This is a genomic window from Stutzerimonas sp. 21-1, from assembly GCF_056336065.1.
The window spans coordinates 3,222,191-3,234,656 of record NZ_CM150500.1 but is presented as its reverse complement, the minus strand read 5'-3'; the positions used below and the strand labels follow the sequence as shown (position 1 = coordinate 3,234,656).

Below are 12,466 nucleotides of genomic sequence, written 5' to 3'. Positions count from 1 at the left end.
ACGAAGCGAGAGCAATTCCATGATCGAACGGATAGCCGAGTTCTGTATCCGGCGCAGCGCCTGGGTGGCCGGTGTGCTGCTGTTCCTGACCCTGGTGCTGGGCTGGTCCGCCCTGCACATCGAGGTACGCACTGTCTTCGAAGACATGCTGCCCTCGCGCCACGAGTACGTGCAGACGCACGAGAAGTTCAAGGACACCTTCGGCGGGTCGAACATGGTCACGATCATGTTCGAAGTAGATGAGGGCGACATTTTCCAGCCTGCTGTTCTGGAGAAGGTGCGCGAAGTGACCCTGGGACTGCGCGAGGTTTCGGCGGTCAACCCCTACCAGATCACCTCGCTGGCATCGAAGAAGCTCAAGGAAGTGCGTGCCTCCACCACCGGTATCACCAGCCTGCCGCTGATGTGGCCGGATCTGCCGGAAACTGCCGCGCAGATGGAAGAGTTGAAGCAGGCCGTGCTGCGTAACCCGTTGGTCTACGGCCCCTACGTGTCCAAGGACCTGCAGGCGACGCTGGTTACTGTCGACTTCATCGACGATCAGGTCGAATACGGCAAGGTGTTCCATGAAATCCGCGGCCTGATTTCCCGGGTGGATGACGGTGGCGTGCATATCCGCGTGGTCGGCGACCCCATGCTCTACGGTTGGGTGGGCCACTATCTGCCGGAAACTTTCCAGTTGGTATGTGCTGCGCTGCTGGTGACCCTGGTGATGCTGTTCATCCTGCTACGCACCTGGCGCGGCGTGCTGCTGCCGTTGCTGGCGGGCATGGTCAGTGCCTCCTGGGCGCTCGGTATCTGCCAGCTGCTGGGCATCCATTTCGAGCCGCTGGTGATCGTGGTCGCGATGCTGATCACCTCGCGTGCCGTGTCCCACTCGGTACAGATCGTCAACCGCTTCGACGACGAACTGGAGTTGCTTCCGGCCAACGCCGATACGTCGCGCATTGCCGCCAGGGTCGCGCTCTCGGACCTGTTCCGCCCCGGCATGCTCGGTGTGATCGCCGATGCGGCATGCATGGCAGTGGTAGCCCTCAGTCCGATTCCGATGCTGCAGAAACTCACCGTGCTGGCTTGTGTATGGGTTATGACCCTGACCGTGAGCGCGGTGATCCTGACTCCGGTAATGCTGTCGTTCATCCGCCGGCCGCACGGAATGGTGCATCCGCTGAACTGCATACCGGTGTTGGACAAGGTGCTGGACCTTGCCACTGCAATGAGCCTTTCGCGCGCGCGTTACCTGGTGCTCGGCGGCAGCCTGCTGGTAGTGGTCAGTGCCGGTTTCTACGCGATGAACCTGAAGATTGGCGATGCCAATCCGGGCTCTCCGATCCTCTGGCCGCAATCGGCCTACAACGTCGATGCCGACGCGATCAATAACCGCTTCGAAGGCGTGGACCGGATGTTCGTGGTGCTTGGCGAGGATGGCAACCGCGGGCTGATGAAGACCAGTGAGGCATTGCAGGCGATGAACAGCTTTCAGCGGTTCATCGAGGCGCAACCGGAAGTAGGTGGTTCGGTGTCCCTGGCCGACGTGCTGCCGCAAGTCAACCTGAGCCTGCGCGAAGGCAACCCGCGTTACCTCGAGCTGGGTGACAGCAGCGCCGTCAACGGCAGCCTGGTGGCCATGCTCGACTCCGTGTCGGAACCCGGCGACATCTCCCGCTTCGCCGACGACCAGTACGCCAATGGAGCCGTGACCCTGATGTTCCGCGACCGCCAGGGCGAGACCATCCGTACCGCCGTGGCCCGCATCAAGGAGTTCATCGAGCAGAACCCGCTCTCCGAAGGGGAGTGGCAGCTGGCCGGGGGGCTGATCGGCGTGATGGCCGCGGTCAACGAGATCATTCTGGCCAGCCAGATCGAGGCCATTGCCTTGGCATTGCTGGTACTCGCGCTGATCTGCACCGCTGTCTACCGCTCCTCCATCGCCGGCATGGTGTTCATGGTGCCGGTGATCATTTCCAACATGCTGACCTTCGCCTTCATGACCTGGCAGGGCATAGGCATGAACATCAATACCGTGCCGGTGGCAGCCCTGGGGATCGGGCTGGGGGTGGACTACGCCTTCTACATCGCCGACCGGGTCAAGGAAGAGATCGCCATCGGCAAGACCCCGGAAGAGGCCATTCGCATCGCGCTGCATACCGCCGGCATGGGCGTGATCGTCACGGCAAGCGTACTGGTCTTCGCGACCCTGCTGTGGTGGGCCTCGTCGCTGCGCTTCCAGGCCGAGATGGGCCTGCTGATGGCGATCTGGCTGTCGGTGTCCGCCTTCAGTGCGCTGTTCGTGATGCCGGCACTGCTCTACGTGTTTCGCCCGCGTTTCGTCTTTGGCGAGCGTGCGCAGACACCGGTCGTCATTCGTCGCGACTCCTCGTTTCAGATGGCTTGAGACGAAAACAAGAAAAACAACCGCAACTCGATCAATCGCTGCCGAAAACCCTGGGGAGATAATCCATGAACAAGCTTATCCGTGGCGGGCAACCGCGAGCCGCGCTCAGCAAGCTGGCGCTGGCCGTTGCACTGGGCGTGGCTACCACGCCGGTGTTTGCCGAAACCTTCACTTACGATGGCTACCTGCGCCAGGAAATGTCCTGGAACATGAAGAATTGGGAAGACACGCCCGATTACGACGACCGCGGCAAGCTTTCGATGTCCCGCAGCACTATGCGTCTCAACATGGAATGGCGTCCGACCGACACCGTTTCCGTTGTCGCCAAGCTGCGCGGTGTACGGGAGATCGAGACCAATTTCCTCGAGCATCTGGAGGAGATGGGAGCCAACAATTACCACGAGGAAGATGGCAGCGGAGACATCAAGGATCTCTACAACCGCAACGAGATCCGCGAGCTGTACGTGGACTTTCCCATGGGCGACCGCACCTGGGTGCGCCTCGGCAAGCAGCAGATCGCCTGGGGCGAGACCGACTTCTTCGCCGCCAACGACCTGGTGCATGGCTTCGACAACACCTGGCGCGCGTTCCTCGAGCCGGCGAACGAGGAGCTGCGCAAGACCAACATCATGGCCAAGTTCAACATCGACGTGCCGGAGTACAACGGCGGCATTGAGATGTTCATCCGCCCAGGTCTGGATGCGAAGCGGGATATCGGCGGTACCGAGATCGACATCTACGGTGGTCGCTGGTCCAGCCAACCCTACGCCGGCGTCGATTTCCGCAATGTCGATCCCTACAACTTCGATCACGAAGAAGGCGACCGTGACGACATCACCGGCGGCATTCGCTGGAGCGGTCTGCTGGGTGACGCCAACTACTCGCTGTCGTACCTGAAGACCTACTACAACGCACCGATCCTCAACGCCTCCGACAACCTGGCGCTGATCGGCCGGCCGGACCTGCCGAGCGGCGTCGAAGGTGGCGAGAAGACCCGCGGCGTAGCCGGTGAGGTCATCTATCCGATCGTCGACATCTTCGGCCTCACCGCGAGCAAGTACTCATCGACAGCCGACGCCGTGTTCAGCACCGAGGTGGCCTACATCAAGGACGCGCCTTACAACATCTCGGTCGCCAACCCGAGCGTCATGAGCCAGCTCATCGCTCCGGGTTTCGACGGTTGGGTGAAGAAGGACGTAGTCGCGCTGATGCTGCGCATGGACAAGAACCTCGCCTTCAGCCAGTCGCTGCTGGGTACCGAGAAACCGATGTTCTTCTCCGTGCAGTTGTTCGACAAATGGGTGCAGAACTACGACGAGGACGACAACCTGCTGTACAGCGTGGGCTGGGGCGGCAAGGTCAAGGAGCACTCGGTGCTGGGGACCGCGATCTTCGACATGAGCTACGCCAACGGCCGTATCCGCCCGAACCTGGTGGTCGGCTCCGATCTGAGCAATGGCGGCGGCTTCGCCGTCCCTTCGGTGACCTTCGAACTGTCCAGCAAGCTGAAGTGGAAGGTGGAGTACGACTTCTTCTGGGATGACGGCCACTACGAGAACACCGATACCCCGCTCACCGATAACACCACCCTGTTCGGTTACCTGCACAACCGCGACCAGCTGTACACCAGTCTGACCTATCTGTTCTGAGCCCAAACGGAGACTACGAGATGACCATATTCTGTCATGCGCTGCGTACCCCCATTCTGGCTGGCGTGATCGCCGCCACTGCTCTCATGGGTACTGTTAATGCCGCCGAGGTGCCCGCGGGCACCGTGATCACCGCCGCCAATATTGACCAGTTGAAGGATCAGACCTTCGAGGGTCACACCATCGCCAGCCTGCTGACCGAAAAGCTGGAATGGCGTATTCGCAACAATGGCATGCAGATGCCGCTCGCCGCGTCCCAGGAAGTGCCACTGGACCCGCGTTGGGTCGAGGCATCCAAGGCCAATGCCGGCAAGACCTCGATAAACAAGGAAGCTTGCCGTATCGAAGGCTGGGGGGCGGGCATGCCGTTCCCGAACATCGACGAGAACGACCCGCAGGCAGCTGAGAAGATTGTCTGGAACTTCCACCTGGGTCAGCTGGTGGGCGATGTCTCGCAGGTGCCGGGGTACACTCAGCTGCTGATCGACGGCAAGAAAGGTGTGCACGCCGAGCCGGTCGCCGAGTTCACTCGCTACACCATGAAGGGACGCCTGACCGGTGACAGTACAGTGGAAGGCGACGGTAGCGAGCGTGGCCGCCAGTTGCTGTACTTCAAGTCGCCGTCGGACATGAAGGGCCTGGGCACCTACACCGTCATGTATGACTCGGACAAGGTAAACAGCGTGTGGGCCTACATCCCGGCGGTGCGTCGTGTGCGCCAGCTCTCCGGTGGTGCGTGGATGGATCCGGTGGGCTCTTCCGATCAGCTGCAGGACGACCTCGAGATCTTCAACGCGCGTCCATGCTGGTATCCGGAGTACAAGCTGCTGGGCAAGCGCAACATCCTGGCGGTCACGGCGAGCAAGCAGGGCGCGGACATCTGGAACAAGGACGGCAAGAACTACGCCGAACGCTACCCGGTGATGGACCCGAACCCGCCGTACTGGAACTTCCTGGGCAACAGCTACGAAGTGCGTGAAGTCTACGTGGTTGAAGCGATAACGCCGTCGATCCATCCCTACAGCAAGAAGGTGCTCTACATCGACACCAAGTACCCGCGCATCCACTACGGCGAGGCGTACAACCGCAAGGGTGAGTTCTGGAAGTTCATGGAATTCCACTCCTACTCCAATGAGAAGGATGGCGATATCCGCACCACTGCAGGTTCAGTGATCGACTTCCAGCGTAACCACGCCACCATCTCGCTGATCGATACCACCAGCTGGAAAACCAACTTCGACGCCAAGTCCACCCAGTTCTCCCTGCAGGCCCTGCAGGCAGCGGGTCGTTAAGCTCGGCCAAGTCGACGTGCCGGCCCGAGCCCCGTCAAGGGGCCGGGCCCTTTGCGTAGCGCATCCACCTCGGATGCGCAGCCTGAGAAGAACAACAAGACGGGTCGGCGGCCTCGGCAGAGGCCCGATCCAAGGAGTCTCCTGTGTCCATGATGCAAGCAGCTCGTCTGCACGAGATTGGCGGTCGTTTCGTTGTCGACCAGATCCCGGTACCCACGCCCGGACCCCACGATGTGCTGGTCAAGGTCGCCGCCAGCGGGATCATCCCGAACCTCAAGAACGTCACCACCCATTTCCCCGAGTGGTATCCCTTCCTCCCGCTGCCGAAGCTGCCCGCGATTTTCGGCCTGGATTCTGCCGGTACCGTGGCGGCCGTGGGTTCGGGCGTCAGCGCGTTCAAGCCTGGCGACCGCGTCTACGTAAACCCGGGCATCGGCTGCGGCGAATGCCGTCACTGCCGCGAGGGCAACTCGCCGCGGTGCGATGCCTATACCTTCACCGGCTACTTTGGGTTCGGCCCAGGCTCGCAGAAGGTTTTCGAACGCTACCCGTATGCGGGCTACAGCCAGTACATGACTGCGCATGTGCACAACCTGGTACGCCTTCCGGACTGTTTGAGCTTCGCCAATGCAACCCGCTTCGGCTACCTGGGTACCGCCTATGCCGCGATTCGCAAGGCAGCACTGCGCCCCTCGCAGAATATCCTGATCCTCGGAGCCAGCGGCACACTGGGTGTGGGCGCAACCCTTCTGGCCTTGGCCTTTGGCGCCGCCCGCGTATTGGTCGTAGCGCGGGATGCCGCTGCGCTGGAGCGCTTGAAGGCGCTGGATCCGCGTCGCGTGATTGCGCTGCGCATCGGCGAGGGGGCCATCGCCGAGCAGGTTCGTGCGCTGCTGCCGGAGGGTGTTGACGCCATGCTCGATACGCTCGGCGCCAAGGCGCCAACGGAGTTGTCCGTCGATGCCATGCAAGCGCTCGCCCGGGGCGGTCGCATCGTGCAGATCGGTGGCGTGGCCGGCCCGATTCCCATCGATCCGCACCCGTTCATGTGCGCCCAGCTGCAATACCTCGGCTCGCTGTGGTTCACCACCAGCGAAGGCGAAGAGATGGCCAGCATGGTGGAGTCCGGCATCCTCGATCTGTCCCTGCTGGAGGATCGTCCGTATCCGCTGGAGCAGTTAAACGAGGCGCTGGACGATATCCAAGCCGAAGGCAACGGATTCACCAACTTCCACATCCTTCATCAATGAATCGATGCCGTTCGCCCGCTTGTCGGGTGCTAACGGCCATGGGGAGAACAGGATGCGAGCACAATGCGTTGTCACCGGGCATGACGCCCAAGGCCGGTCGCGGGTCGTCAGCGCCGGTCCGATCGCCGCTGACGAACCGTTCATCAACGTGCCGGGCTTCAGTGCCGCGGTGTTCTGGCAGACCGAAGCCGACCCGCAGGTCGGCGATGTGCAATCTGATCCTCTGGCACGGCTGACGTCGGTGATACCCGGGCCGGGCGGCACCTGCGCCATGCTGGTGACCTTCCCGCCGGAATCTGACGTGGTACCCAGCGAGGCGCAGATACAGGCAGCAGGCGAGGAAATGCTGGCCCGTCTCCCTGGTCTGGCCGAGCTATTCGAAGCCGATGCGCCAGGCTTTCATCGCAGCGACACCATCGATTACGGGGTGGTTCTGGCAGGGCAGCTCACGCTTACCGTAGATGCTGGCGAACCGGCAGTGCTTGGGGTTGGAGATGTTGTGGTGCAGATGGGTACCCGACACGCCTGGCGTAACACCGGTAACACTCCGGCTCGAATGATGTTCGTAATGGTGCACGCCCAGCGTAAGTGAGGCGTGTCCGCACGGAGCTCGGATACGGCGCTGCTGTCTCCGGCTCTTTTTGGTTTTCCGTCCCTACAATGAACATCGCGCCATAAAGGCGCTGATCGGTGCATAAAGGAGGACAAACACCCTGCCTCAACCGGACCGGTGGAGGAATCAGGGAAACCAGGCATGTTTAATGCTTGTCATAAATGTGGTCATGACGCGTTGAACACCCATTAGCCAGGAGTGGCTGGTGTTCAGGCCGATCGGAGGGATCGCCGCCCATCGGCAGGTGACCGCATCTATGCCTTGCTCTGAACCGAAGCACCCGGAAGGACGCTTGCCCCATATCGGTTCAGCTAGCGATTGCAATTACAAGAATGATTCTGAGCGTGACTCGGGATCGCATAAAGATCGTGCAAATCGGCCTGGTTGCCTGACCAGGTCGTAGAGGATATCGCAAATGGAACAATTGAGTTTTCGTCCGGTAACGCCACCAGAAGCCGTGTTGGCGCGTTATGAACTTTGTAGTACCCATGACCTGGAAGAAGCTCGCCAATGGGGCGAGAAGATTTTTTGCGAAAATCGCCTGTGCACCGTTGAAAGCCAGGGTGCGGTCAATGCCCGCATCTTCTACAGACGTATCGGCAGCATCGGTATCGGCCGCATGAGCTATGGTGGTGCCGTCACCATCAAGCCCGATGGGATGGAGAACTTCGCGCTGATCCAGATGCCCATCTATGGCGAAGAGCGTATCGAAATCGGCTCGCAGCGCGTGGTCTGCAATTCACGCATGGGATCGGTGCTCAATAGTCATACATCATCGGTGATCAACCACGCGTCCAACACCGAAAAGTTGATCATCCGCGTCGACCGAGGCTTGCTGGAGCGGCATTGCCAGCAATTGCTCGGACGTACCTTGCGCAACAGGATCGAGTTCGACTCCAGCATGCCGCTGGACACCGAGGCCGGCGCACGCTGGCTGCGCATGGTGGGCTGGGTCTATGACAGCGTGTCCCACGATGACGACATTTCGCCGCTGATGGTGGCGCAACTCGAGAGCGGACTGGTCAATTTGCTGCTGGCGAACCAGCCCCATACCTATTCGGCAGACCTGGCGTCGGAGGGGCCATCGCTGGCGCCGTCGTTCGTCAAGCGGGTCGAGCGCTACATCGAAGAACATGCCCACGAACCGATCTCCATCGTTGACATGGCCGAACACGCGGGCGTCAGCAGCCGTTCGCTGTTCACGGGGTTCCGCCGCTATCGCAACACTTCACCGATGCTCTATCTGAAGGAGACCCGGCTGCGTAGGGTCAACGAAGAGCTCAAGCGCCTGACAACAGGTAGCGATACGGTAACCGCAGTCGCCTTCCGCTGGGGCTTCAGTCACCTGGGACACTTCACCACTGACTACAAGCGCCGCTTCGGCGAAAGTCCCTCCGAGACCCTGGCGCGCTGAGCGCGCCAGCCCTTCCAGGCGACTCGCATCTTTTTGCACTGACGGGATAAGCACAACAGTATAGGGAGCGTCAGCCCGGACACAGCTTCTTAGGATGACTTCAAAGCGCCACACGGTGTGGTGTCTTTCTTGTCAGCTAGGGAGCACAACAATGTCCGAGCAGCCTATCGTCCGTCGGCGCGTAGTCAAAACCGGCATCAGCGATGCCCGTACCAACAACGCCAAAACCCAGAGCCAATACCAGCCATACAAGGATGCGGCCTGGGGTTTCATCAACCACTGGTATCCGGCACTGTTCTCCAACGAGCTGCCAGAAGATCATGTTGAAGGCATCCAGATCTGCGGTGTCCCGATCGTGCTGCGCCGTGTCGACGGAAAAATCTACGCGCTGAAGGACCAGTGTCTGCACCGTGGCGTGCGCCTGTCCGAGAAGCCGATGTGCTTCAACAAGAGCACCATCTCCTGCTGGTACCACGGCTTCACCTTCGACCTGCAGAGCGGCGAGCTGGTAACCATTGTTGCCAACCCGGATGACAAGCTGGTCGGCACCACCGGCATCACCACCTACCCGGTGCATGAAGTCAACGGCATGATCTTCGTTTTCGTGCGTGAAGATGACTTCCCGGATGAAGACGTACCACCGCTTTCCCACGACCTGCCGTTCCGCTTCCCCGAGAACAGCGACAAGTTCCCGCACCCGCTGTGGCCGGCTTCCCCGAGCGTGATGGACGAAAACGCCCAGATCCGCGGCATGCACCGTACCGGTTACGGCAACTGGCGTATCGCCTGCGAAAACGGCTTCGATAACGCCCACATCCTGGTGCACAAGGACAACGCCATCGTTCATGCGATGGAGTGGGTACTGCCGCTGGGTATCCTGCCGGCCGCCGACGACTGCATCACCGTGGTCGAGGACGAAAACGGCCCTAAAGGCATGATGCAGTGGATGTTCACTGACAAGTGGGAGCCGGTGCTGGAGAACAAGACGCTCGACCTGAAAGTCGAGGGTGTGAAAGGCCGCTTCTACCGCACTTCCGTCGTGCTGCCGGGCGTGCTGATGGTCGAGAACTGGCCGGAAGACCACGTTGTCCAGTACGAGTGGTACGTGCCGATCACCGACGACACCCACGAATACTGGGAAATCCTCGTGCGCGTCTGCCCGACCGAAGAAGACGTCAAGAAGTTCGACTACCGCTACAAGTACATGTACGAGCCGCTGTGCCTGCACGGCTTCAACGACTGCGACCTGTACGCCCGCGAAGCGATGCAGAATTTCTACGCCGACGGCACCGGCTGGGATGAAGAGCAACTGGTGGCCACCGACGTCTCGCCAATCACCTGGCGCAAGATGGCCTCGCGCTGGAATCGCGGTATCGCCAAGCCGGGCCGCGGCGTTCCGGGTGCAGTGAAGAACACCAGCCTGATCTTCAAGGACACCGCTGACGGCCACCGTCCAGGCTACAAGGTCCGCAAGATCGAAGAATGATGCCTCCCGGGCCAGCGCACCTCCATAGGGCGCTGGCCCGACTGTTTCAGGACTCCGCTATGTCGTATCAACTCCCCAGTGACAGCCGGTTCGTCACGGTCGATGGTGTGCGCCTGCACTACCAGGTGCTTGGCCGGGATGCCGGGCGCCTGCCGATCATCTTCACGCACGGCGGCGGGCCGGGCAGTACCGCCTGGAGCAACTTCCGCCTCAGTGCCGATGCGTTCGTGGCCGAGCGGTTGTGCTATTTCGTCGACCTGCCGCAGTTCGGACGCTCCGACATGGTTCCGGTGCAGGGGCCACTGTTCCGTTGGCACGCCGGCAAGCTCGTGGGGCTGATGGATGCGTTGGGCATCACGCGCGCGCATCTGGTCAACCAGTCCTTCGGCGGCTGCGTGGCATTGCGTCTTGCGGCGGATCATCCGCAGAGGGTAGGGCGACTGATCACCATCGGCTCGCAGCCGGTGGACCAGGGGGCTCTGGCGCCGCTGCCGCTGTTCAGCAAGCACGCTGCGACCCTGATGAGCGATTACTACCTCGCCGATGGCGGGCCCACGCCGGACAAGATGCGCCAACTCCTGCAACGCTACGAGCTGCACGACGACAGCCGTCTGGACGAGGAGAACCTGCGCCTGCGCTTCGAGGCCAGCAACAACCCCGAATATATCCGCTTGCTCCAGGCGCCAGGCGCCTTCGGTGAGTGGGAAAACCTGCTGCCGGTGCTGAATCAGGTACAGGCACCGACCCTGATGTGCTGGGGGCTGCACGACTGGTTCGGCAGCATCGACGTACCCATGATGATGCTCAACCGCCTGCCCTGCGGGTATCTCCACGTGTTCGGCAATGCCGCGCACCATCTGCAGACCGAATGCCCGGGCGACTTCAACGCCCTGGCCCTGAGTTTCATCGGAGCCGAATGATGAGCCTACCCAGCGATCTGCATTACCTCGAGATGCACGAGCTCTCGCTGCTGATTCGCAGCCGCAAGATCTCCCCCGTGGAAGTAACCAAGGCCCAGCTGGCACGGATCGAAGTGCTGGATGGCGCGCTGTATAGCTACGCCCGGGTGACTGCCGACCTCGCCCTGGAGCAGGCCCGGCAAGCCGAACAGGAACTGGCCAACGGTATCTGTCGCAGTCCGCTGCATGGGATTCCGCTCGCCTTCAAGGACCTGCTGGACACCGCCGGGGTGGTCACTGCGGCTGGCATGCCGTTGCATGATCGACGCGTTCCACACCAGGACGCCACCGTGGTCGCGCGCCTGCGCGAAGCCGGTGCGGTGATGCTGGGCAAGCTACAGATGACCGAAGGAGCCTTCGCCATCCATCACCCCAGCATCCAGGCTCCGCTCAATCCCTGGGGTGCCAATCACTGGGCCGGTGCCTCGTCCAGCGGCTGCGGCGTCGCTACCGCGGCGGGCCTCTGTTACGGCTCGTTGGGCAGCGATACCGGTGGCTCCATCCGCTTTCCCTGCGCGGCTAACGGCCTCACCGGACTCAAGCCGACCTGGGGACGTGTCAGCCGCTACGGCGCCTTCGAGATGGCCGCCAGCCTGGACCATATCGGCCCCGTCACACGTAGTGCGCGGGATGCGCTGTTCCTGCTCTCGACCATCGCCGGCCACGATCCACTCGACCCGACATCGCTGCCCAGCGTGTGCCTGGAAATACCAGGTATTGACGACAGCTTCCGCGGTTTGCGTGTGGGTATCGACGAGAGCTGGCTCAGCGACGGCGTCGATGCGGAAATCCAGCAGGCGCTGCAACAGGTCATGCAGCTCATTCGCGAGGCGGGCGGCCAGCTACTGCGGGTTCGAATGCCGGATGCCCGCGCCGTGAGCAGCAACTGGGAAATGCACTGCGGTGTGCAGACTGCAGTGGCTCACGCTGACACCTATCCCGCCCGTGCCAGCGAATACGGCCCGGCCCTGAGTCGGTTGATAGACGGTGGTCGTGCGCTGAGTGGTATGGATTACCAGCGCATCCTGCTGGCGGCCCAGCGCTTCACCGGCGAAGTGGATTCGGTGATGAATGGGCTGGACGTGGTCCTGGCGCCGGTGCAGCCCTATGCCGCGCCGACCCATGAGCAGCTTGCCAATCTGGCACTGGATCCTGAGGCCAACCGCCGCCTGATCCAGTTCACCGCGCCGTTCAATGTCAGCGGCCACCCGTGCCTGAGCCTGCCCATCGGGCTGACCGCTGGCGGCTTGCCGATCGGCGGCCAGTTCATCGCACGCAAGGGTGGCGAAGCGGCGCTCTGCCGTGCCGGCATGGCGGTACAGCGTGTCAGTGACTGGCACCGGCTGCGGCCGCAGGGCCTGTAAAGGAGCTATGGGGTGCAATCCGGACAATGCACTATTCGGATTGC

The 12,466-nt window shown here is 61.7% G+C and carries 9 protein-coding genes; all 9 read left to right on the top strand.

Annotated features, from left to right (window positions below; translation table 11 throughout):
* Nucleotides 1-19 precede the first annotated feature (19 nt).
* The 9 genes from AC0ZJQ_RS15640 to AC0ZJQ_RS15600 all read left to right on the top strand — a co-directional run bounded on the left by AC0ZJQ_RS15640 (nt 20) and on the right by AC0ZJQ_RS15600 (nt 12,422).
* Nucleotides 20-2,395, top strand: coding sequence for an efflux RND transporter permease subunit (locus tag AC0ZJQ_RS15640; protein WP_009868020.1), 2,376 nt, complete (start codon nt 20-22; stop codon nt 2,393-2,395).
* 65 nt (nt 2,396-2,460) lie between these two features.
* Entirely contained in the window at nt 2,461-4,044 is a 1,584-nt protein-coding gene (locus AC0ZJQ_RS15635) for a DUF1302 family protein (protein WP_009868021.1), read from the top strand.
* Between the two features lie 20 nt (nt 4,045-4,064).
* Complete coding sequence (locus tag AC0ZJQ_RS15630) at nt 4,065-5,336, top strand: DUF1329 domain-containing protein (RefSeq protein ID WP_009868022.1); 1,272 nt, start codon at nt 4,065-4,067, stop codon at nt 5,334-5,336.
* Nucleotides 5,337-5,485: 149 nt separating this feature from the next.
* A complete protein-coding gene (locus AC0ZJQ_RS15625; RefSeq protein ID WP_009868023.1) occupies nt 5,486-6,586 on the top strand; it encodes an alcohol dehydrogenase catalytic domain-containing protein in 1,101 nt (366 codons plus the stop codon).
* A gap of 52 nt (nt 6,587-6,638) precedes the next feature.
* On the top strand, nt 6,639-7,178 hold the full coding sequence (locus AC0ZJQ_RS15620; protein ID WP_037019960.1) for a cupin domain-containing protein: 540 nt from the start codon (nt 6,639-6,641) through the stop codon (nt 7,176-7,178).
* Nucleotides 7,179-7,614: 436 nt separating this feature from the next.
* A complete protein-coding gene (locus tag AC0ZJQ_RS15615; RefSeq protein WP_476476891.1) occupies nt 7,615-8,613 on the top strand; it encodes an AraC family transcriptional regulator in 999 nt (332 codons plus the stop codon).
* A gap of 151 nt (nt 8,614-8,764) precedes the next feature.
* Nucleotides 8,765-10,099: an aromatic ring-hydroxylating dioxygenase subunit alpha gene (locus AC0ZJQ_RS15610; protein ID WP_009868029.1), complete on the top strand. Its 1,335-nt coding sequence runs from the start codon at nt 8,765-8,767 to the stop codon at nt 10,097-10,099.
* 59 nt (nt 10,100-10,158) lie between these two features.
* Nucleotides 10,159-11,019: an alpha/beta fold hydrolase gene (locus AC0ZJQ_RS15605; RefSeq protein WP_264588621.1), complete on the top strand. Its 861-nt coding sequence runs from the start codon at nt 10,159-10,161 to the stop codon at nt 11,017-11,019.
* Nucleotides 11,019-12,422 (top strand): amidase, encoded by a 1,404-nt coding sequence (locus AC0ZJQ_RS15600; protein WP_264588620.1) that lies wholly within the window; start codon nt 11,019-11,021, stop codon nt 12,420-12,422. Before AC0ZJQ_RS15605 ends, AC0ZJQ_RS15600 begins: the two co-directional genes overlap by 1 nt.
* Nucleotides 12,423-12,466 lie beyond the last annotated feature (44 nt).